Source organism: Dysgonomonas sp. GY617 (genome assembly GCF_015233815.1).
Taxonomy (GTDB): Bacteria; Bacteroidota; Bacteroidia; order Bacteroidales; family Dysgonomonadaceae; genus Dysgonomonas_A.
This window is the reverse complement of the sequence record NZ_JADCLR010000014.1, coordinates 100,066-123,175: the sequence shown is the minus strand read 5'-3', so window position 1 is coordinate 123,175 and position 23,110 is coordinate 100,066. Positions and strand designations below refer to the sequence as shown.

22 protein-coding genes are annotated in these 23,110 nt (G+C 35.0%); 8 read left to right on the top strand and 14 right to left on the bottom strand.

The annotated features are described in order from the left end of the window. Positions 1 to 368: 368 nt before the first annotated feature. From IR022_RS09345 to IR022_RS09325, 5 genes are all read right to left on the bottom strand, one after another. Positions 369 to 1,142 (bottom strand): prephenate dehydrogenase/arogenate dehydrogenase family protein, encoded by a 774-nt coding sequence (locus IR022_RS09345; RefSeq protein WP_050710676.1) that lies wholly within the window; start codon positions 1,140 to 1,142, stop codon positions 369 to 371. A gap of 81 nt (positions 1,143 to 1,223) precedes the next feature. Then, complete coding sequence (locus IR022_RS09340) at positions 1,224 to 2,285, bottom strand: bifunctional 3-deoxy-7-phosphoheptulonate synthase/chorismate mutase type II (protein WP_194203501.1); 1,062 nt, start codon at positions 2,283 to 2,285, stop codon at positions 1,224 to 1,226. A gap of 113 nt (positions 2,286 to 2,398) precedes the next feature. Further along, on the bottom strand, positions 2,399 to 2,950 hold the full coding sequence (locus IR022_RS09335) for a GNAT family N-acetyltransferase (protein WP_194203500.1): 552 nt from the start codon (positions 2,948 to 2,950) through the stop codon (positions 2,399 to 2,401). Positions 2,951 to 2,964: 14 nt separating this feature from the next. Continuing rightward, complete coding sequence (locus IR022_RS09330) at positions 2,965 to 4,137, bottom strand: pyridoxal phosphate-dependent aminotransferase (protein WP_050710679.1); 1,173 nt, start codon at positions 4,135 to 4,137, stop codon at positions 2,965 to 2,967. A gap of 64 nt (positions 4,138 to 4,201) precedes the next feature. Beyond that, complete coding sequence (locus IR022_RS09325; RefSeq protein WP_194203499.1) at positions 4,202 to 5,047, bottom strand: prephenate dehydratase; 846 nt, start codon at positions 5,045 to 5,047, stop codon at positions 4,202 to 4,204. A gap of 1,012 nt (positions 5,048 to 6,059) precedes the next feature. Here IR022_RS09325 and dusB point away from each other — a divergent pair. After that, positions 6,060 to 7,046, top strand: a complete 987-nt coding sequence (dusB, locus tag IR022_RS09320; protein WP_194203498.1) for a tRNA dihydrouridine synthase DusB — start codon at positions 6,060 to 6,062, stop codon at positions 7,044 to 7,046. 84 nt (positions 7,047 to 7,130) lie between these two features. Here dusB and IR022_RS09315 read toward each other — a convergent pair whose 3' ends face one another. From IR022_RS09315 to IR022_RS09290, 6 genes are all read right to left on the bottom strand, one after another. Beyond that, positions 7,131 to 7,601, bottom strand: coding sequence for a DUF3836 domain-containing protein (locus IR022_RS09315; protein WP_194203497.1), 471 nt, complete (start codon positions 7,599 to 7,601; stop codon positions 7,131 to 7,133). A gap of 202 nt (positions 7,602 to 7,803) precedes the next feature. After that, positions 7,804 to 9,222 carry a PspC domain-containing protein gene (locus IR022_RS09310; RefSeq protein WP_194203496.1) on the bottom strand — a complete coding sequence of 473 codons (1,419 nt, stop codon included), beginning with the start codon at positions 9,220 to 9,222 and terminating at the stop codon, positions 7,804 to 7,806. Between the two features lie 31 nt (positions 9,223 to 9,253). Beyond that, entirely contained in the window at positions 9,254 to 9,619 is a 366-nt protein-coding gene (locus IR022_RS09305; RefSeq protein WP_050709648.1) for a PadR family transcriptional regulator, read from the bottom strand. A gap of 177 nt (positions 9,620 to 9,796) precedes the next feature. Beyond that, positions 9,797 to 10,354 (bottom strand): PspC domain-containing protein, encoded by a 558-nt coding sequence (locus IR022_RS09300; protein ID WP_050709649.1) that lies wholly within the window; start codon positions 10,352 to 10,354, stop codon positions 9,797 to 9,799. Between the two features lie 280 nt (positions 10,355 to 10,634). Continuing rightward, positions 10,635 to 12,434, bottom strand: coding sequence for an arginine--tRNA ligase (gene argS, locus IR022_RS09295; RefSeq protein WP_194203495.1), 1,800 nt, complete (start codon positions 12,432 to 12,434; stop codon positions 10,635 to 10,637). 333 nt (positions 12,435 to 12,767) lie between these two features. After that, a complete protein-coding gene (locus IR022_RS09290; protein WP_050709651.1) occupies positions 12,768 to 13,034 on the bottom strand; it encodes an HU family DNA-binding protein in 267 nt (88 codons plus the stop codon). A gap of 231 nt (positions 13,035 to 13,265) precedes the next feature. On the opposite strand from IR022_RS09290, the gene IR022_RS09285 reads away from it, so the two are divergent. The 7 genes from IR022_RS09285 (at position 13,266) to IR022_RS09255 (ending at position 18,305) form a co-directional block, all read left to right on the top strand. Then, complete coding sequence (locus tag IR022_RS09285) at positions 13,266 to 14,027, top strand: rhomboid family intramembrane serine protease (RefSeq protein WP_194203494.1); 762 nt, start codon at positions 13,266 to 13,268, stop codon at positions 14,025 to 14,027. Further along, complete coding sequence (locus tag IR022_RS09280) at positions 14,011 to 14,892, top strand: rhomboid family protein (protein WP_194203493.1); 882 nt, start codon at positions 14,011 to 14,013, stop codon at positions 14,890 to 14,892. The genes IR022_RS09285 and IR022_RS09280 overlap by 17 nt, the downstream gene beginning before the upstream one ends. After that, entirely contained in the window at positions 14,849 to 16,003 is a 1,155-nt protein-coding gene (locus tag IR022_RS09275; protein ID WP_194203492.1) for an endonuclease/exonuclease/phosphatase family protein, read from the top strand. The genes IR022_RS09280 and IR022_RS09275 overlap by 44 nt, the downstream gene beginning before the upstream one ends. Positions 16,004 to 16,087: 84 nt before the next feature. Continuing rightward, entirely contained in the window at positions 16,088 to 16,441 is a 354-nt protein-coding gene (locus tag IR022_RS09270; protein WP_194203491.1) for a 6-pyruvoyl trahydropterin synthase family protein, read from the top strand. Further along, complete coding sequence (locus IR022_RS09265) at positions 16,431 to 17,012, top strand: 7-carboxy-7-deazaguanine synthase QueE (protein WP_050709656.1); 582 nt, start codon at positions 16,431 to 16,433, stop codon at positions 17,010 to 17,012. The genes IR022_RS09270 and IR022_RS09265 overlap by 11 nt, the downstream gene beginning before the upstream one ends. Then, positions 17,009 to 17,923, top strand: a complete 915-nt coding sequence (locus IR022_RS09260; RefSeq protein ID WP_050709657.1) for a ribonuclease Z — start codon at positions 17,009 to 17,011, stop codon at positions 17,921 to 17,923. The genes IR022_RS09265 and IR022_RS09260 overlap by 4 nt, the downstream gene beginning before the upstream one ends. A 76-nt stretch (positions 17,924 to 17,999) precedes the next feature. Then, positions 18,000 to 18,305, top strand: coding sequence for a T9SS type A sorting domain-containing protein (locus IR022_RS09255; protein ID WP_050709658.1), 306 nt, complete (start codon positions 18,000 to 18,002; stop codon positions 18,303 to 18,305). Positions 18,306 to 18,432: 127 nt separating this feature from the next. Here the strand turns inward: IR022_RS09255 and murI are convergent, their stop codons facing one another. The 3 genes from murI to infB form a co-directional block, all read right to left on the bottom strand. Continuing rightward, positions 18,433 to 19,269: a glutamate racemase gene (gene murI / locus IR022_RS09250; protein WP_194203490.1), complete on the bottom strand. Its 837-nt coding sequence runs from the start codon at positions 19,267 to 19,269 to the stop codon at positions 18,433 to 18,435. A 40-nt stretch (positions 19,270 to 19,309) separates the two neighbouring features. Continuing rightward, positions 19,310 to 19,858, bottom strand: a complete 549-nt coding sequence (locus IR022_RS09245; RefSeq protein ID WP_050709660.1) for an OmpH family outer membrane protein — start codon at positions 19,856 to 19,858, stop codon at positions 19,310 to 19,312. A 201-nt stretch (positions 19,859 to 20,059) separates the two neighbouring features. After that, positions 20,060 to 23,032 carry a translation initiation factor IF-2 gene (infB, locus tag IR022_RS09240; RefSeq protein ID WP_194203489.1) on the bottom strand — a complete coding sequence of 991 codons (2,973 nt, stop codon included), beginning with the start codon at positions 23,030 to 23,032 and terminating at the stop codon, positions 20,060 to 20,062. Positions 23,033 to 23,110: the final 78 nt, after the last annotated feature.

Below are 23,110 nucleotides of genomic sequence, written 5' to 3'. Positions count from 1 at the left end.
ATGTTTGCTGCATGATGTAAATCGTTGAAAAATATACAATATATGCTACAAATCAAATAAAGTAAAATGCAAAAGGTCGCAAGTCGGTGTTACCTTTTGTATTTTACTAAAATATAAATTGTCAAGTGTTAGTCTGTAAAGAGGCCGCAAAGATAATAAAAGAGAGGGTTCTATTGTGTTTTTCTATTTCTATTTATGGAGGGTTGCTTTTTTATCTCATCTAATGTAAGCCCTCCCACGATAAGGAGGGCTGATTTCTTATGGATTATCTACTTATATGTAGATAGAATGTTTTTAGAAATAAGGTTTGCTCTATAGATTGACGAACTCTTTTGAGTCGGTTCAATCCAACTCTAAATGAAGAGATTCTACTCTATGTTTTTTCTCACTTTCGTTAAAAATTCTAACATCTCTGTAGAGTCTTTCTTTTCGATGATCGAAAGCAGTTGTCCCAGTTCTTCTCTTATTTGCTCCACTTGTTGTGGGGTGTAAGGGTTGAACAGAATTTCAGTCAAAAGAAAATCATCTTCCGATAAAAGACCTTTGGCTATATCCATATGTCTTTTAAAGGTAGTTCCGGGTGCTTCCTGATGTTTCATTACAGAAGCGAATACCAGAGTTGAGGCAAACGGAATAGATAGCGAATAGGCTATCGTTTGATCGTGCTCGTCGAAACTATATTCGAATACCTGAAGATGTAAGCTTCTATACAGATCTAAGAAGAATTCTTTTCCTTTCTCCGATGACTCTGATATAACGATGGCACTTTGGGTGCTAAGGTTGCGCAGATCGGCAAAAGTGGGTCCAAACATGGGATGCGAAGAAGCAAAAGGTTGTTTTACTGATGCGTAAAATTCCTGTAAACCTGTTTTTACCGATGCTATATCTGAAATAATACAAGTGTCACTAATGTATGGTAAGATAGTTTTAAATGCATCAATAGTGTACTTAACTGTTGCTGCATTGATAACTAACTCCGGATTGAAGTCCGAAATTTCTTTTGGGTCGCTCATCCTTACCACATTGTAGGTGAATTTCAATCGGTCGGGGTTTGTGTCAAACATCGCAACCTCATGATTGGAACTCAATACATCAGAAAAGAAAGATCCCATCTTTCCTGCACCTAATATTAATATTTTCATAACTGTGTATTATAAAATATAGCCAGTTGTTTATAGATTTATCAACTGGCTATTTCATTTTTATAAAGAGGTCTTCGACCTTTATTTATTTAGTATATCCAGTTGTACTCTTACTGATTCTTCGTGTATAGCTTCAAGTATAACACGCATAAATTCAGGATTCATTCCCATTTCAGTGGCTTGAGCGATACGTTTAGTTAGAATTTCATCATAACGATCGGTTTGTACGATAGTCATGTTATGTTCTTTCTTGAAAGTGCCGATTTCTTTAGAAACACGCATGCGTTTAGCTATAAGCTCAAGCAATTGATCGTCAGCTTCGTCAATTTGACGACGAAGAGCTGATAAATCTTCAGTTGTTTGTTTGCCCTCACGGATGATAAGTGCACCTAATATTTCTTTTAATCTCTCAGGTGTTACTTGTTGAGAAGCATCACTCCAAGCACAATCAGGGTTGCAATGAGTTTCGATGATCAAACCTTCGAAATTCAAATCCATAGCTTGTTGAGAAAGTGGCTGAATTAAATCGCGTTTTCCTCCAATATGGCTAGGGTCGCAAATGATTGGAAGATCAGGATAGCGACGTTTCAATTCGATTGGTATATGCCATTGTGGAAGGTTACGGTATATCTTTTTGTCGAAAGAACTAAAACCTCTGTGGATAGCTCCTAGCTTAGTTAAACCAACATTGCTTAAACGCTCTAATGCACCGATCCATAATTCTAAATCTGGATTTACAGGATTCTTTACTAATACAGGAATATCAACTCCTTGTAAAGCTTCTGCTATTTCTTGTACTGCAAAAGGGTTTGCAGTTGTACGTGCACCAATCCAAAGTAAATCTACTCCGTATTTAAGAGCTTCATATACGTGTTTTTGAGTAGCAACTTCTGTAGAAACATACATTCCTGTTTCTTTTTTTACTCTCTTCAACCAAGCTAATCCTTCGCTTCCGATACCTTCAAAACCTCCGGGTTTAGTACGAGGTTTCCAAATTCCGGCACGCATAACTTTAATTCCGTCTGCTGCTAATTGTTTAGCAGTTTCCATTACTTGCTCTTCAGTTTCGGCACTACAAGGTCCTGCAATAACGAAAGGTCTTTTCGGGTCTACTCCTGGAAGTAAAATTGAATCTAATTTCATCTTGTTTTTATTTTAATTATTGATTTGAATACTAGTTAGTTTTTCCGTTACATCTTAGTTTTAAAACTGATTATAGTTGTTATATCTGCTAAGTAACAGAAAGGTCTGAGACCTTATTTTATTCTTAATGTCATTATTATTTCGTCGATGTATGTTTTGTCGTCGACTTTGAAAATTTCTGGACGCTTTCCAGATTCTACGAATCCGTATTTTTTATATAATGCTAATCCAGCTTCATTGTTCGCATATGCTTCTAGATATATAATTTCTAAAGGAGAATTGTTTTTTGCCCATTTTATGGCATTTTCTAAGAGTAATGAGCCTATACCATATCCTTGCCAGCTTGATAACATGCCCATTCCCAATCGGGCAGTATGATACATTATCTTTTGCTGCAATCCCGAAAAATCTATATTTCCAATAATACGCCCTTGATGGGTGGCAACTAATAAAAGGCTGTTTTTATTGTCAATAAAAGATTGTATCCATTTTTCTTCTTCCTCTAAAGTAGGATTAAATTCTCCTTTTATGTAGGGAATGAACTCGCTTTCTTCAATATATTCTTTTACAACAGTTATCAATTCCGGAGCATCACTTATTTGTGCTTCACGGATAACTATAGTTTCCCCATTTTTTAAGACTGATTCTATTGTTGTAAATTTCATATCTAAGAAAATATTTAAGCTAACTTTTTTACTCTATCTAATGCTTCTTTAAGCATTTGTTCATTGCAGCAAAGCGAGATACGTATGTATCTTTTACCTTTATCTCCGAATATAAATCCGGGAGTGAGGAATACATTAGCTTCATAAAGGACTTTATCAGCCAATTCGGCACTGTCTTTGTATATGTCGGGTATTTTACCCCATAAGAACAGTCCTACTTGTTTGGGATCAAAAGTGCAGCCTAAGGTATTCATTATTTGCTCTGCATATTTGCGACGAGCTGTGTATAGGTTGATATTATTCTCAATGTGCCACTCTTCAGAATTGTTGAGTGCAGCAATAGCAGCTAATTGAACGGGTTTAAACTGTCCACTGTCAATATTACTTTTTACTTTTAGGACCCATTGTACAAATTGAGGATTAGAGGCTAGCATAGCCATACGCCATCCTGGCATATTATGCGATTTACTAAGAGAGTTCATCTCAATGCAAATATCTTTAGCTCCTTCAATCTGCAGAATGCTCAATCTGTTTGTATTTAGAATGAAGCTATATGGATTATCGTTGACGATTACAATTCCGTGTTTTTTGCCAAAAGCAACTAAGCGTTCATATAATTCTACCGTAGCATTTGCTCCAGTGGGCATATTTGGGTAATTAACCCACATTAATTTTACATTTGATAGATCTAGTTTTTCGAGAGCATCAAAATCAGGTTGCCAATTATTGTTCTCATCTAGATCGTAAGTCTGTATTTTGGCTTGCACCAAATTACTCACTGATGTATATGTCGGGTAACCGGGATTTGGTACAAGTACACCATCACCAGGATTAAGAAAAGTAAGTGAAATATGTAAGATTCCCTCTTTAGATCCAATAAGCGGCTGAACCTCTTTAGAAGGGTCTAAATCTACGTTGTACCATTTCTTGTACCAATCAGCGAAAGCTCGGCGTAGTTCAGGTATGCCTACATAAGGTTGATATCCGTGTACGTTGGTTTGTACAGCCGATTCGCATAATGCCTCTATCGTTTCTTTTGAAGGAGGTAGATCAGGACTTCCTATACCTAGGCTTATTACATTTTTACCTGCCGCATTCATCTCGGCAACTTCTTTTAGTTTTGTCGAGAAATAATATTCGCTAATAGAATTGAGGCGTTCTGCCGGAGTAATCTGTTTTGTGCTCATATCTTTTAAGTATCGATAGTTGTTATACTTTGAGTGATAATAAACAGGTCAGAGACCTTCTTGCTTATAATTCGCTTTGTCTTCCTTCTGGATAATCTCCCAATATTTTCAAATCGCTAATTAATGGGCGAATTGCTGTTAGTGATTGTTGATATCGGTCGTAATTGTCGAATTTTATATCTACATAGAATTGATATTCCCATTCTCTACCAATAATAGGAAGCGATTGTATTTTTGTCAAGTTCACATGATAGAAGGAAAGTACAGATAGTACTTGCGATAAGCTTCCCTCACTGTGAGGTACTGTAAATACGATAGATGATTTATTTAATACTTCATCTTTCTGTATTTCATCTACAATCCAGCGATTACCAAAAATAAGAAAGCGAGTAAAATTGTGTTTATTTGTCTCAATTCCCCTCGCTAGTATATTTAATCCATATATTTCGGCTGCTCTTGTGCTGCAAATGGCGGCAGTGCCCAGCATATTTTTATCTGCAATGTCTTTGGCTGCAAGCGCAGTATCTTCGTGCTCTACTACTTTTACTTTAGGTAGAGTTTCTAAGAAGTTTACGCACTGCATCAATGCAATAGGGTGCGATATAACTTCTGTAATATCGTGTATGCTTTGCCCCGGTAGTGCTGATATACAGTGCGATACACGTTGTTTGTATTCGCCTGCAATAGGTAGTTTGTTTGTTTTAAGCAATTCATAGTTTTGTAGAAGACTACCTGCAATGGTATTCTCAATAGCCATAATCCCGATGATATTCGGATCTTTCTTGATAGAGGTAAAGATGTCTTTAAATGTGATACAGGGAACGATTTCGACCTCTTCTCCTACAAAAAAGTTTTCTGCTGCTATCCCATGATATGCTCCGAGTCCTCCTTGAATTGCTACCTTTCTCATTTGAGTAATTTCTATTATTTGTTTGTATATGACTTAAAATAAAAAAATCCCGTCAAGCTTGACAGGATTTTATATATCTATTATGTTGTTTTCTTTACTACATACAAAATCCTGTCTTACCTTTTAAAGTAAAAGTAAAAAAAGAAGTAGTATGCAAAAGAAAAATTTCTCATTGTTCTGTTTTTCGTAAAATGATTTGACAAAAGTAATATTTTTTTGATAAATGCAATTCTTTTTTCATATTTTTTTATTGATCACTTATTTATAGTATAATATTACCTCTACTTTGGCTTCTAAAATATTGATTTTATAGGTATTTTATTAGCTTTTTTTCTTAATTTATTATACTGTTATATATAGATGTGTTATTTGAGATGTTTCTCTAACTATGTACTCTGTTTGAGAACTAATTATATCTGTATGTAGTTAGTTGTATTTATTATACGTATTTTTTGATATATATGCAATGTATTATAGAAATATAATATACTATATCTATTTATATATTGCTTATAATTAATGTGTTAAAGTTTAATACTTATTCTATCATATTTTAATATTATAGTAATCCCTGTTTCTATATGTCTATATCTATAGTGGGTGTTTTATCTCATGTTTTATTGATAGATAGCTGTTAATATACTCTATATTGCCCCTCTTTTATTAATGAAATTAAATTATTTAATACTCATTTAGTTATTCAAAACCTCTTTTTTAAGTTAGTAATTCTATTTTGGTGGATTATGTTGTGAGAGGGATGTTTTATAGGGGAGAAATGCTTATGTTTATATATAAAAAATGCAGATTTAAAGAATTAGATATAACTTTGTACTCCATTTGTAGAGATTTCAACTTTGTTGATGGTCTTTTTTATAGCGATTGATGGTTTGTAGACTCTTTTAACTATCGATTTTTAAGGTCTTAGACCTTTCTTTAGGTTTTAGAAGAGATAATGTCTATGGCTTGTTATGCTTCTGAAACGTATCATTTAATATTTTTATTTACTTAAATAATGAAAATTAGCAATATAAATTTTTCTGATTATCCTGTTTTCCTTGCTCCAATGGAGGATGTTACGGATATGGATTTCAGAGTTTTGTGTAAACAGTTCGGAGCTGACATGGTTTATACAGAGTTTGTTTCTAGCGATGCTCTGATAAGACATGTAAATAAGACTAAAGAAAAGCTGACTATCTGCGAAGCTGAGCGTCCTGTTGCCATACAGATATATGGTAGGGAAGTAGAAGCAATGGTAGAGGCAGCTAAAATTTGTGAGGAGGCGCAGCCCGATATTATTGATATAAACTTTGGTTGTCCAGTAAAAAAGGTGGCAGGTAAAGGTGCAGGTTCAGGTATGATGAAAACTCCTGAACTTATGGTAGAGATAACACGCGAAGTTGTAAAGGCAGTAAACTTGCCTGTTACGCTGAAAACTCGTTTAGGTTGGGACCATGATTCGAAAATAATTGTAGAACTTGCTGAGCAATTGCAAGATGTGGGTATACAAGCATTAACTATTCATGGTAGAACCCGTAGTCAGATGTATAGAGACGATGCAGATTGGTCTTTAATTGCCGATGTGAAGAACAATCAGCGTATGCACATACCTATTATTGGTAATGGCGATGTTACTACCCCTGGAGAATGCAAACGTCGATTTGATGAGACGGGTGTAGATGCAGTGATGATAGGGCGTGGAGCTATTGGTAATCCATGGATATTTAAGGAAGTGAAACATTTTCTTAAAACAGGAGAGTCATTACCCAGTGAATCATTTGTTTGGTATTTAAATATTCTGAAAGACTATATTCAAAAGAATGTAGATCAGTCAGGGGAACGAGGAGGCATTATTCATAGTCGCAGGCATTTAGCTGCAAGTAATTTGTTTAAAGGTATTCCCGATTTTAAAAAGACCCGTATTGCCATGCTAAGGGCAGCAACTCTAGAAGAGTTATTCTCTATATTAGACTCTATCCCCAATGAATTTGAGCTTCAATAAATAAGCTTATTTATTCTAAAATAAAGAGTCGGATACTGGTTTCACAACTGGTATCCGACTATAATTGAGTTAGTAGTAAAATCTTTATTTTAAGCTAAAGTCAGAAGCTAAGACTTCCTGATCTTTATTGTTGATATTCAAGTAATCTACAGTAAGTAAGTTTCCCTCCGAATTATATAGATACATTGCATATTTTATTTCGTTTTCCCAAGCTTTGCTCGAATCATTGTATGTTGTATACGAAAGCATTTGGAGTTGTCCATTGTTCGTGTACTCATATTGATATTTTCGAATCGCATTCCATTTTGAACGGTTAGAATCCCATACAGATAGCACTTTCTCACTAATGTTTCCATTGTTGTCATACTTATTTTCGTATTGCTTAATAAGCGTAAGATTCTTGTCGTCTTCCCCTTTACAAACAGTTGTTTTTACTATTTGTCCTACATTATTTACTTCTTCGTTTTTATAGAAGTTGTCTTTAGTTGAGGCATTTACTATATTGCCTATTAGAGCTAGGGCTGAGATAGCTAAGGTAATTATTATTGTTTTCATGATTTTGAGTATTTATAGTTAAGCACTGTTTAGATATAAGACTGCTTGTTGATATTATTTGTTACAAATTGATGCTCTTTTAATATATTTTTTCATTTTTTAGAGAGCTGTTTAGCAGGGACGGGGTAATCCCCGTCCGTTATTGTATCAAGAAAAATGGTGTTATTTATAAACTGTGACTAATATGGAATTGATTGATTATTTAGTCGTTATCCCAATTATCAAAGTAGTGATGGCGGTAATTGATTGGCTCATCTATTATTACTGTCTTGTTAGCAGGAGAATTAATCTCAATTTCAAATATTTCGCGATTCCAAGAGTTGTCTTTATTATATAAATGAGGTTTGAGTAATACTAGCGAATCTTGTATATTGTAATTAAATTTTGCATCTGTTGCTTTTACTTTTGCTGCTTGATAGCTTTTATCAAAAGCAGTCTTTTTAATTTTAATTTCAAAATTCTTGTAGATAGTATCTCTATTCACTCGAATCTTTGGTAGAATAAACCATGATCTCGGATTACCATCTAATGTGTATAGTTCATTATCTCCTTTGCCCCAAGTGTATGCAGCTTGTAAATCTTGATGCAGCTTTACATAGAGGGTGTCGGATGATGTATTTATATCTATCTTCTCGGTGAAATCAGCATCTTCTTTATAGTTTATAGCTTGCTTTGCTGTGACGATTCCGATATAAGAGCCAGCTCCAACCCATATTAAAAATGCAACCCCAAATATAATAAAGTCTTTAGGCGTTATTTTCGTACAAATTATAATTCCCAGATAGATTAAACAAATTGCAGGTAAGAACCAGATTATTGCTAATGCAATATTAATGTTGCTCGAATATAAACCGAACATATTTAGTAGCTCGGAAGTTGAGGGCAAGTTTAGTGCAGCCGGAAAAAATATTGAGAAGCCTCCAATTAGCATTATTGCTATACCAATTAGAAATATAATAGTGCCGCTTGCTGCCTTAATGATAGATCCTAATACACTACCTATTTTGCTTTCTCTTTTTCTAGAAACCTTAGCAGTTCTGTTTTCTATCGCTTCTATACTTGGATCTTCTCCAGACATAGCTAGCTTTTGAGCCATTGTTTTCGCTTTTGGCATTGCTATCCAAAGTAAGAGGTATGAGGCTAAAAGGTATCCGCCTAGTTTCCCTGTAATGAAACCTGCTAAAGCAATACTTGCAGCGTAACCAATTCGAACTAAGACTACATCGATGTGGAAATATTTAGCCAATCCTGCACATACCCCTCCGAGAATACCATTCTCAGTATCTCTGTATAGTTTTTTGCGAATGATTGTATTCTCCGGTTTTTCAGTTTGGCTATTATCGCTGGTATCCGTTGCTTCTGCTTCGAAGTCAACCGGGTTTCCCATAATGCCTATGATGCTATTAGCGTCTTCCAGAGTTATTATATTCTCGCTCTTGCTTGCTTTCATTTGTAGGAGTTCGCACATACGAGCTTCTATGTCTGCGATAATTTCACTACCATCTTCTTTATTTTCGAAGTGTATTTTCAAATTATCAAGATACGATTTCAGTATTTCGTACGCATCAGCATCTAAAGTGAATGCGTATCCTCCTATGCTGGCTTTTATTGTTTCTTTCATTTTGGTACTTTTTTAGTCTTGTAATTTGTTTTCAACCGTTTGATTCAGAAGTGTTCAGAACTTGATTTTTTCTGATGCGGGCAATTGTATTTACCAGATCAGCCCATACATTGTCTAGCTCTGCTAATACTGCTTTACCTTTGTCTGTGATAGAATAGTACTTACGGGGAGGTCCTTGGGTCGATTCTTCCCATCTGTATGAAAGTAATTCTTGATTTTTTTGTCTGGTTAGTAAGGGATATAATGTTCCTTCAACCACTATCATTTCCGATTCTTTCAACTCATTGATAATCGAAGATGCATATGCATCGCCTTCCGACAGGATGCTAAGAATACAGTATTCGAGAATACCTTTTCTCATTTGAGCTTTTATATTGTCTACATTAATTGGTTCCATATTCTGAGTTTTAAGTGCGTAAGTTTTAACTTCCTTATAATCTATTTGTTATTGTCTTTTGCTACAAAGAGGTTCGTAATCACGATGTTTAAAGTTTCACCTGTTTATTCTGTATTTTGTGATTGCAGCTGCCTCTTATTGTTATGCTAAACCTGAGCAACAAAAAGATCTAAGTCTTTATTTACTATAATGCTTTAGGTTTTCTGCTGTTATAGGCTCTCCGTTCATTTCCATTTTTTGGATAACAGTTTCGGCCTTTGGCATAATTACCCATAGAATGATGTAAGCGAGTAGGGCAGAACCACCGAAGAAAAATACAAGGACAAAGATGGCTCTGATTATTGTTGTGTCTATATCAAAATATGAGGCAAGTCCTCCGCAAACACCGGCTAAAACTCTGTCATCCATGTTGCGATATAGTTTCTTATTTGTTTTCATTTTTCTGTTTGTTTTTTGTTGCGAATTATTGTTATCTGAATTTGTAGAAGGACCTACTTCTCCAAGGCATTCAATTACGATTCTTACAGAATCTTCTCCAATGACTTGATTTGGATATTTTATTTCTTTCTGAAATATCTCAGCAACTCTGGCTTCTACATCTTCCATTATTTCTTTAGCATCTTCTTTAGGTAATGATGCTTCGAATCTCGATAAATATGCCTTTAATTGGATGTAGGCATCATCTTCAATTGTGAAATTGATTCCTCCGATATTGACTTCTACAACTTTTTTCATATCTGTAATTTTTATCTATTTTCTTATACAATGATTTATGCTATACAAATATATGTAATTATTTTAGTACTATGCAATACATAATACTATCCTGTAGCTTATAGTGGGTTTTGTGTTTTAATGTAAATTTCTTATATGTAGTGCTTTATCTATATTCGAATTCCTGTTCATTTAATATTATTTAACTTTTGGGGGGCAAAAAAAAGAGGAAGTGTATAAATCACTTCCTCTTTGAGGCTTTTATTTTTATAGACGTTACGTTATAAATTGATCTTTGACCTTACATTCTATCCGGTACTTCAATACCTAATAACTGCATACCTGCTTTTACTATTTTACCTACATTAGAAGATAAGGTAAGTCTTAATTCTTTTATATTTTTATCTTCTTCTTTTAAGATAGAGTGATCGTGATAGAATTGATTATACTCTTTTACTAATTCGTATACATAGTTGGCGATAAGCGCAGGGTTGTATTCGTCTCCTGCTTGCTTAAGAGTGCTTGCAAATTCGGCAGTAAGTTGAATTAATGCAGTCTCTTTTTCAGTAAGAGAGGTTTGAACTTCTAATCTTTGAGGAATAATTAATCCTTGTTCTGCTGCTTTTCTTAATACTGATTGTATACGAGCGTATGTGTATTGAATGAATGGACCTGTGTTTCCGTTGAAATCTATTGACTCGGCAGGATTAAAGACCATATTCTTTTTAGGATCAACTTTCAGAATGAAGTATTTTAAAGCACCTAAGCCAACTATGCGCGCAATATTAGCAGCTTCTTCTTCAGTGCAATTATCTAGTTTACCTAATTCTTCGGAAGTTTCGCGTGCAGTAGTTACCATGTCTTCTATCAGATCATCAGCATCTACTACCGTTCCTTCTCTCGATTTCATGCGTCCCATACCTTTGGGTAGTTCAACCATTCCATAAGAAAAGTGCACTAAGTCTTTTCCAAATTGGAAGCCTAATTTATCGAGAATGATAGAAAGTACCTGAAAATGATAGTTTTGTTCGTTTCCGACTACGTACACCATCTTGTCGATGGGGAAATCTTTATAACGTTGTTCGGCAGTTCCGATATCTTGAGTCATATATACTGAGGTACCGTCGCCACGGAGGAGTAATTTTTGGTCGAGGCCTTCTTCCGAAAGGTCAACCCATACCGATCCATCTTCTTTCTTATAGAATATATTCTTTTCCAGACCTTCAAGCACTTTGTCTTTCCCGTCCAGATATGTTTCCGATTCGTAATATATTTTGTCGAAGTCAACACCCAACACTTTGTAAGTCTCACCAAACCCAGCGTATACCCAGCTGTTCATGGTTTTCCATAGTTCCACAGTTTCTGAGTCTCCTGCTTCCCACATTCTAAGCATTTCGCGAGCTTCTGCCATTAAGGTCGATTTTGCTTCTGCTTCTTCCTTGCTAAGACCTTCGCTTTGTAGCTTGTCTAGTTCGGCTTTGTAATGTTTGTCGAATAGAACATAATATTCGCCTACAAGGTGGTCGCCTTTTTCTCCTGTAGATTCAGGTGTAGCTCCATTTCCCCATTTCTTCCAGGCAAGCATCGATTTACATATATGTATACCTCTATCATTTACGATATTGGTTTTCTTTACATTATATCCGTTAGCTTTTAGAACTTCAGCAAGAGCAAAACCTAATAGGTTGTTTCGAATGTGCCCTAAATGCAGCGGCTTATTTGTGTTAGGAGATGAGTACTCGATCATCACTAATGGCGAGTTGTCCGTAGGTTGTACTATCCCGTAATTCTCTTCAGAATTGATATCAGAAAGTAATTCAATCCAACACGATGAATTTATTTCTAGATTCAAAAAACCTTTTACAACATTAAAGTCTGAAACCTCGGGACTATTGGCTTTAAGCCATTCTCCAATTTCCTGAGCGGTTTGCTCCGGTCCTTTTTTCGAAATTTTCAAAAAAGGAAAAGCTACTAGAGTAAGATGTCCTTTAAATTCTTTTCTAGTTTTTTGAAGTTGAACCAAAGAGTTATCTACTTCTGTATTATATAAATTCTTGATTGCCGAAATAATACTTGTCAGTATTGCTTGTTCTACTTTCATTATTAAAAATTTTTCGTCTTAATTTCTAGATGCTGTAAGTTATCTATTACTTTATTGTTCAGAGTAAACGTAGTATTCCACTTTTAAAAGGCAAAGCAATAAAAAGGTCAGACACCTTAATTTTGATTTTAAGGTGCAAAGCTACAAAAAAGATTGAAAAGGTAAGGTGTTAGGTCTTTTTATTGCTTGGATAAGCGTATTAGTCAAAGCTTGTTATAGTCAATGTGTGTATTATTATTTCCTCGTGTAGTTTGTGTCCTAAGTTTTGTAAATATAAAAAATGGGACAAAATCAACGATTTTTTCCCATTTTTCTAAATCTTTGTTCTCTGATTTACAGGTCAGATAGTTCAGCTCCGGCTTTAAATTTAACCACTTTTTTCGCAGGGATATCAATTGCCTCTTTAGTTCTAGGATTAATACCCTTTCTTGCAGCTTTTTCAGATACAGAATATGTACCGAAGCCCACAAGAGCAATTTTTTCACCTTTTTTTAATTCGGCACCTACTGTTTCAATAAATGCATCTAGTGCTTTTTTAGAGTCAACTTTGCTTAGTCCAGCTTTTTCTGAAATAGCATTAATCAGTTCAGTTTTATTCATAATATTGCAATAAAAAATATAAATTAATTAATTAAACTGTATTTTAACGACTTACTTACATATTTAAACACCAAATATAGATTATAGTTTAGTAACTATCAAAAAAAAAGATGAAAAAACCGCCGCTAAAAGGGCATTTAAACTAAAAAAAAGGCAAACTAAGGCTTCTTACGGCGGTGTAAACGAAAAATATACCTATTTTTGCCTAAATTTAGAGCATAGAAAAAATATATGAATCAGAATAGAGGAGGAATGTTTGGATCGGTGCCACCGGTAACGTTGAATTTAATTATTTTAAATGCGTTGTTTTGGGTTGCACAAGTGGTGTTTGCCAATAAAGGGATAGATATTACAACTTATCTGGGACTTCATTATTTTAAGTCAGACTTATTTTATCCTCACCAGATTATTACCTATATGTTTTTGCACGATGCGTCGGGAATCACGCATTTGTTCTTTAATATGTTTGCTGTTTTTATGTTTGGTCGAACACTCGAGATGGTGTGGGGAGGAAAGCGATTTCTTTTTTACTATATCGTTACAGGTATAGGAGCGGCATTATTTAATATGTTGGTTGTTTATATCCGTATCAATGCCGCCGAAAGTGAATTGTCGCCTGAGATACTGGCTGAAATATATAGAAATGGAGCAGAACTGATTAGTACAGGTCGAAATTATGCAGATCCTTTACTTGGAGGATTCAATGCTTTGCTAAACCAAACAATGGTGGGTGCTTCGGGTGCTGTATTTGGTATTCTTGTTGCATTTGGTATGTTATTCCCTAATGTTGAATTAATCGCAATATTATTCCCTATTCCTATTAAAGCCAAATATTTTGTTATCCTATATGGAGTTGCAGAGCTATTTATGGGTGTATGGGATAGAACGGGAGATAATGTAGCACACTTTGCTCACTTAGGAGGATTGTTGACAGGTTTTATATTAATATTATATTGGAGAAGAAATAATAAGAAGAATGGGAAATTCTATTAAATCAATATTTAATAATTTAAAATATCGCGATTCATTGTCACAATTGATAATTATCAATGTGGGCGTATTTCTTATTATTGCATTATTGAGAGTATTTGCAGTTCTGTTTGAATTACAAACGCCCGATTTACAGGGATATATTGAGGTTTCTTCTAATATTGGAGTTACTGCCAAACACATCTGGGTATTATTTACTTATATGTTTGTTCATTACGAGATTTTGCATATACTATTTAATATGCTTATGTTGTATTGGTTTGGACGAATATTCCTGACTTATTTTACTCCTAAAAATTTAGTTGCCCTTTATATTTTGGGAGGATTAGCGGGAGCTCTCTTTTATATTCTTACTTTTAATACAATACCTTATTTTATAAAAATGAATCCTTCGTCTATGATTGGAGCATCGGCTTCGGTTATGGCAATTATATTTGGTGCGGCATTTTACAATAAAGACCAGGAGGTAATGATGCTTCTGTTTGGACGTGTAAAAATCATATATATCGCAATTTTTATATTTGTCCTCGATTTTTTAGCATTAGGAGGAAGCTCTAATGTTGGTGGGCATATTGCTCATATAGGAGGGGCGTTAATAGGATATTATTATGCTATTCAATACCGAAAAGGAAAAGATATTACACGTTGGATTAATCTTTTGATCGATAAGATTGTTAATCTATTTAAAGCTAAGCCAAAGATGAGGGTTACGCGTAATAATAATTCGAAAGACGATGCGAGTTATAATCAGCGTAAGTATAGTGAATCTTTAGAGATAGACCGTATCTTAGATAAGATTAAACAGTCGGGCTACAATAGCTTGAATGATGACGAAAAAAAACGATTATTTGATGCCAGTAACAAGTAAACAGATATTTGAATATTTAAGGCGCACCTTTCACTCTTTTGTCCTAGGGATAAATATATTTACCTTACTCTTGCTTTTAAGCTCTTTTCTTAGTTGGGGTATTTCGCCTGCTAGAACTCTTATCTTTGCATATCTGGGTTTGGCTTTCCCTTTTATCCTGATGGTTAATTTATTGCTGCTTGTCTTTTGGTGCATTATTTCAAAATGGAAGATTGCTTTATTTAATGTTATAGTATTGGCTATATGTTATAGCCCTATCACAACTTATTTTCCGATCAATATATTTTCGGGTACACCTCCAGAAGGAAGCATTAAGATATTGTCTTATAATGTAAGAGGATTTAACTGGGAATTGAATAAGAAGTGGAGCGCAGATATGCCGATGGTTCAATATCTGAAATCAGTAGATGCTGATATTATATGTATGCAAGAATATGTAGTTTCAACAAGTGATAAGCATGCAAGTACGAGAAATTTGCAGAAAGTGTTGAAAGTATATCCGTATTATTCGGTAATACCTTTGCGCCCCAGCAATGGAAGGTACGAATACGGCTTAGCTTGTTTTTCTAAATATCCAATTAAGTCAATTCTTAGTATTCCTATTGTATCATCCGATAATGGAGTTGCTCTCTATAAGATAGAGGTGAATGGAAAGATAATTACAGTTATCAATAATCACTTAGAGTCAAATAGATTGACATCTGCTGATAAAAAACTGTATAAAGATTTTCTTAGAGCAAGAGATTCGCATAAATTAGATGAGGTAACTCAGAGTTTGGAGAATAAGTTAGGATCGGCTTTCAGAAAGAGAGCGCCACAAGTAAATATGGTTGCCCGTTATGTTGAAGAACAAACTACTGATGCTATAATTGTTTGTGGAGATTTTAATGACAGTCCTATCTCTTATTCGTATAAAACAATAAAGAAAGATTTATTGGATTCTTATGCCGAGACGGGTTTTGGACCGGGGATAACTTATCATGAGAATTATTTTTGGTTTAGAATTGATTTTATTATGCATTCAAGGAATTTGAAAGCATATAAATGTACAGTAGATAAGGTTAAGTTTTCGGATCATTATCCTATTTGGACGTATCTACATTTTAAATAATGGCTTAGGCCTAGTTCGTTATTACACTCCTGCCTGTTGTGTTTGTACAATAATGCAGTGAATATTTATTTTAGAAAAAAGGTTATGTATAAAATTAGTAAACAGTTTGCTTTTTCAGCATCCCATATATTAGAAGGGTTGTCAGACGATCATCCTTGTTCAAGATTGCACGGGCATAATTATATTGTTATTATTCATCTTAAGTCTGAAACTTTAAGCGAAGTTGGTTTTGTAAAGGATTATAGAGAATTGAGTATTGTAAAAGAATATATTGACAATAATTTAGATCACAGACATCTTAATGATGTGTTTTCTGTAAATCCTACCGCAGAAAATATGGCGCGTGAATTATATACTATTTTCGTAAAGGAGATTCCGCAGATATACGCTGTTGAAGTTTGTGAAACGCCTAAAACATCTGCTATATATGAAGCTTAATGTAAATGAAATATTCTATTCATTGCAGGGTGAAGGGGGGAGAGTAGGAGAGCCATCTATTTTCATCAGACTAACTCAGTGTAACCTTACTTGTTCTTTCTGTGATACCGATTTTGCAGAAGGAGACGATATGACTTTAGAGGAAATAGCTGCAACCATTGCTGTCTATCCTTGTAAATGGATCATATGGACGGGTGGAGAACCTACAATCCAATTAAAAGATGAACATGTGGCTTATTTTAGAGAGAAAGGTTATAAACAAGCAATAGAAACAAATGGGACACGTCGTGTACCCTCTTTGATTGATTATATAACATGCAGCCCTAAAATGAAATATGAAGATATACGGAAGAAGATTCCTTCGGTAAATGAAATTCGTATTCCAATTGAAAGAGGGAATATATTGCCAGATGTGTCGGTGTTTCCAAAAGCCGATAAATATTTTGTCAGTCCTATATTCGACGGAGACAAGATTAACTTAGATAATGTGAGTTACTGTGTTGATTTGGTGAAAGAGAATCCTGTATGGAGTTTAAGTCTGCAGGTACATAAATTGATACATATTGAATGAATAAATTCGAATTACATATATTAGGTTGTGGGTCGGCTTTGCCTACTATGCAGCATGCTCCCACATCGCAGGTTTTGAACGTTAGAGAAAAATTATTCATGATAGATTGTGGTGAGGGTACTCAGTTGCAATTTAGAAGAGCTCGTTTACGTTTCAACCGATTGAATCAGATATTTATATCGCATTTGCATGGAGACCATTGTTTTGGACTGATTGGTTTAATTTCAACTTTAGGGCTCTTAGGGAGAACAGGAGACTTGGTTATACATGCAGTTGCTGATCTCGAGAAAATGCTGCGACCTCAATTGGAATACTTTTGTAGGGACTTATCATTTGAGGTGATAATAAAGCCATTTGATCATACTAAAAATGAAGTGATTTATGAGGATCGATCAGTAAAAGTCAGTACAATTCCCTTAGATCACAGAGTTGCTTGTGCCGGATTTCTTTTTGAAGAGGCTGAAAATGATTTGCATCTGGATGGAGAAGCAATTAAGTTCTATAATATTCCGATAAGAGATTTGGCAAGTATCAAAAAAGGAGGAGATTATACGTCTGAGGATGGGCTTATTATTCCTAATAATAGATTAACTAAACCTGCCGATGCTTCGCGTAAATATGCATTTTGCTCAGATACGGCATATAAAGAAGATATAATTCCGATTATACAAGGTGTTGACTTATTGTATCACGAAGCGACCTTTTTAGAGGAAGATAAAGCCCGTGCAAGAGAGACTAGACATACAACAGCGGGGCAAGCAGCACAGATTGCATTGAAAGCAAATGTGAAGAAATTAATGCTGGGTCATTATTCTTCGAGATACTCTGATGATAGCTTGTTTTTGGATGAGGCAGTGAAGATTTTTCCTCATACTATTCTTGCTAACGAATTATTATTAGAAAAATTATAAATAGCTGAAAAAAAAATCATTTTTCCCTTTAGATTTAACTAAAAAACATTACATTTGTGTGTATCTAATTTAACAAATGAAACAGATAACAAAAATATTAATACTAGCAGCTTTTTTTGCTCTACCTTTCTTGGGTTTCTCGCAAGATAGGAAAGATGGTTTTGACTCTGAAAAACAAGGAGTTGAATTGACCATCAATGGCGAAAAGTTTGTAGTAGAAAACCTCCCACAAGATGGAACAATTGAGGTCTTCAATATTTTAGGAACTAAAGTTATGACTTTCAACGTTAATAGTGGTACAAATTCTAACCGTGTAAATCTACCTAAAGGATACTATATCCTCAAATCAGATAATGTAACAAAGAAAGTGGTCGTTAAATAACCGCTTTTTCTGATTCTATCACCTCTCCAAATCTTTATTAAACAAAAAAATAACCATATAATTTTTTATTATAGAGTTTCGTTGTGTCTATTGAGGAATTCTACAAAATAGTTAAAGACCTTGTATTTTATTCTATATTGATTCTTTCTACTTCTATCTCTTTATTTAGAAATATCGATGCAGACTCTTTAAACTTAGATGCCGATTCGGTAGTATAATACTTGGTTGTACTACTCTTAGTGCAGTTTTTCTCTATTTCAGGGTGGCGATTAAGGTAGTTTTGGAGGCTTTCAGCAATATATTTACCTTGGGATAATATCTGTAGCCCTGCGGGTGCATATTGTTTAATCTTATCTATCAGAAGTGGGTAATGCGTACATCCCAATATAAGAGTATCTATAGCCTCGTCTTTACTTAATATGCTAGCAAGATCCTTCTGTATAAAATAATCGGCTCCTGGAGTATTAAATTCGTTATTCTCTACAATGGGAACCCACATTGGGCATGCATGGGAGTTAACCGTTATATCCGGATGTAATTTATTTATTTCTATAAGATATGACTCTGATTGGATTGTTCCTGGCGTTCCAACAATACCTATGTGACGAGTCTTGCTAATATCGCCTATAATTTCGGCAGTAGGGCGTATTATTCCAAGAACTCTTTTGTTCGGGTTGATATTGGGTAAATCGTTTTGCTGGATTGTTCTCAGGGCTTTTGCAGAGGCTGTATTACATGCTAGTATAACGAGGTTGCAGCCTTGCTCTAAAAGTGCAAGAACGGCTTGCTTAGTGAATTCATATACTACATCGAATGACCGTGTACCATAAGGGGCTCTTGAATTGTCACCTAAGTAAATATAATCGTATTGAGGAAGTAATTTTTGTATTTCGGAGAGAATGGTTAATCCTCCGTATCCTGAGTCAAATACTCCGATTGGTCCTGGAGTGAGATTCTTTTTCATAATTGATCCCTTTAATTGAGGGCTGGTGAATCTGACGAATTTATCTTCTTGTAGATTGTAATCTTGCTTTTATTAATGGATTTGCATCAATAGCATTCGGAGTAAGGAATGCAATTGCAGGATTAGCTTTATCATATATGCAAGTATAACCTTGCTCTATTCCAACTTGATTAACAACCTCCTTTAGTCTTTCTCTCAAAGGTTCTATTAACTGGTTTTCTTGGCTTTCAACATCTTCTTGAGCCACTTTCATGAATCGGTTTATATTTTGTTCCAATTCATATAGCTCCTGCATGCGTCTAAGTTTGATACTTTCAGCTAATTTATTTTGATTTGATAAGAAGTCGGTGTATTTATTGTTATAATCGTTCTGCATCACCGCCAACTCATCTTTATATTTCTGGTTCAACTCGCTAATCGCTTTAGAAGCAGCTACCTTTCCGGGTATTGTTTCTAATAACTCAATAGAATTGATGTATGCAATTTTTTCAGTAGTTATTGGTGTTATTAACTGCTGTGCTGAAATATTATTAATGAATGCGATTGATATAATAAGTAATGCAGAAAGAAATATTCTTTTGGCCATCATAATAGTATGAAAATTAATATTATAGAATGGTTAATACAGATTCAGTGTAGATTTATTGGGCTTTAGCCACCGTACCTTATTGATAGTTGTGTGTTTTCGGTGGTATATTTTGTGGGATACCACCGATCAAGGCATGATTGCTTGGTTACAACTACCAATTGGTTCTTAGGTTATGGTTACAAATATAATAAAATCTTTTTATTATAATGTTTTCTTTACTTCAATTTGTTCAAAAGCTTCAATTATATCTCCTACTTTTAGATCATTGTAGTTATGAATGTTCAGTCCACACTCATATCCGAATGCAACTTCTTTCACATCGTCTTTGAAACGTTTCAATGAACCTAGATCTCCAGAGTATATAACGATACCATCGCGAATAATACGTATCTTATTCGAACGTTTAATCTTACCTTCTTTCACCATACAACCGGCAACTGTACCGACTTTAGTGATTTTGAAGACTTCGCGTACTTCTACGTTTGCAGTGATTTCTTCTTTGATGTCTGGCGACAACATACCTTCCATTGCTGCAGTAATCTCTTCGATTGCGTCGTAGATGATGGAGTATAGGCGTATTTCGACTCCGTCTTTCTCAGCTATTCTTCTAGCTGCAACTGATGGACGTACTTGGAAACCGATTACAATTGCATCAGATGCTGCGGCAAGTGTAATATCCGATTCTGAAATAGCTCCTACTGCTTTGTGAATAACATTCACTTGTATTTCTTCGGTAGATAGACGTATTAAAGAGTCAGAAAGTGCTTCAACTGATCCATCCACGTCACCTTTTACAATTACATTCAATTGTTGGAAGTTACCGATAGCAATACGACGACCTATATCGTCAAGAGTAAGTATTTTCTGAGTACGCAATCCTTGTTCACGTTGCAATTGTTCACGTTTACTAGCAATATCTCTAGCTTCTTGTTCTGATTCCAGAACGTGGAACATGTCTCCCGCTTGAGGCGCTCCGTTTAATCCTAAGATCAATACGGGAGCAGAAGGTAAAGCTGTTTCGATTCGTTGATTACGTTCGTTAAACATTGCTTTTACACGTCCGAAATAAGTTCCTGCTAAAACAATATCTCCTTGTCTTAGTGTTCCATTCTGAACAAGTATAGTAGATATGTATCCACGTCCTTTATCCAGAGAGGATTCTATAACAGAACCTGTTGCACGTTTGTTAGGATTAGCTTTTAATTCAAGAAGTTCGGCTTCCAAAAGAACTTTTTCTAAAAGTTCGTCAATACCTAATCCTTGTTTAGCTGAAATTTCTTGCGATTGGTATTTACCTCCCCACGATTCTACAAGGTAGTTCATGTTTGCAAGAGTTTCTTTTATCTTTTCAGGATTTGCTCCCGGTTTATCTATTTTGTTAATTGCGAAAACAATAGGTACACCTGCTGCCGCTGCGTGATTGATTGCTTCTACTGTTTGAGGCATGACATTATCGTCAGCTGCAACAATGATAATAACAATATCCGTTACTTTAGCACCACGGGCACGCATCGCTGTAAAGGCTTCGTGACCTGGAGTATCTAAGAATGTCATCGGTCTTCCATCTTTAAGCTTAACATTGTATGCACCGATGTGTTGAGTAATACCTCCTGCCTCACCAGCGATAACATTGGTTTGACGGATTCTATCCAATAATGAAGTTTTACCATGGTCAACGTGTCCCATAACGGTAACAATTGGTGCACGTGGCTCTAAATCTTCTTCCTTATCCTCTTCTTCAGAGATTGCTTCAACTACTTCAGCACTTACGTATTCAGTCTTAAATCCAAATTCTTCAGCAACAATATTGATAGTCTCGGCATCCAAACGTTGGTTGATAGATACCATCATACCGATACTCATACAAGTAGAGATAACTTTAATTACCGGAACATTCATCATGTTAGCTAAGTCATTAGCTGTAACGAATTCGGTAATCTTAAGAATCATGTTTTCTCTTTCCTGTAACTCAAGTTCTTCGAGTTGTCTTTGAGAAACGGCATCTCTCTTTTCCTTACGATATTTAGCACCCTTGGCTTTTCCTCCCTTATTGGTTAGACGAGCTAGAGTTTCTTTTATTTGTTTTTGAACGTCCTCTTCTGTTACAGCTGCTTTAGGTGTAAGAATTGGTCTGCGTACATTTGTGTTGACTTGTTTCGCCTTGTTATCTTTTTGAAGGTGAGGTGTTGTTCCTCCAGGAGCAGCAATACCTTTCTCGATATCCACTTTTCCTTTTTTGATACGGGCTCTTTTCTTTCTTGCAGGATCATCCGGATCATCAAGTTTAAGAGTTTTCTTTTGTTCGTCAACAGCTTCTTTTTTCAGAAGTTTAACGGTACTTTCCTTTACTTTTTTAGTATCGGATAGTTCTTTGTCGATACGTTCTTTTCTCTTTTCTGCTTTAGTTTTTTTAGCAGGACGAGTTTTGTCGTTAATTGCACTAAGGTCAATAGTCCCTTTTAATACAATGTTCGATTTGATTGAAGGGTTATTTAGTCTGAATACATCATCGTCACCTTCTTGCGGAGTTGATTGGTCTGTTGCTTCTGTTACATTTTCTTCTGCAACAACCTTAGTTTCTTCTTTAACTTCAGCAACCGTTACAGGCTCTTCAATTACTGGTTTTTCTACGGCTTTAGCTTCAACTTTCTCTGTATTCTCAACCTCTTGTGCTTTTGCAGCAATTTTTTCTTCCTGTTTTTCTAGCTCCTCTTTTTGAGCAACAGGTTTGCTTTCTTCTTTCTCTACTTGCAGAGGCTCAACTACCTCTATCTTTTTTTCGTCTTTTGTCAAAGTTGAACTTTTACTTTTGTTTAGATTGTCCAAATCTATTTTGTCTACAATCTGAATATGTGGTTTTATATCTTCCGGGATAACTGTCTTTATCTCTTCAACCTTTTTGGGCTGTGGAATTACTACATCCTCGTCATCTTCTTCAGAAGATTCGTCTTGAGTAGCTTTCTTTTTTTCCTTTTGTAACTCTTTGTTTCTATCGGAGGCTAGTTTTATTTTCTTGTCTTTGCCAAACTCATTTACAAGAAGGTCATACTGTTCATCGTCAATCTTCGTATTAGGATTTGCTTCGACAGCAAAGCCTTTCTTCTGTAGGAATTCAACAAGACTATTGATACCCACATTCAAATCCTTTGAAACTTTAATTAATCTTATAGACATACGTTTTTTTTAAATCATGAATATGAACAGGCTGAAAAGAATAAATTTTGAGCTTCCGTCAAATACTTAAACTATACA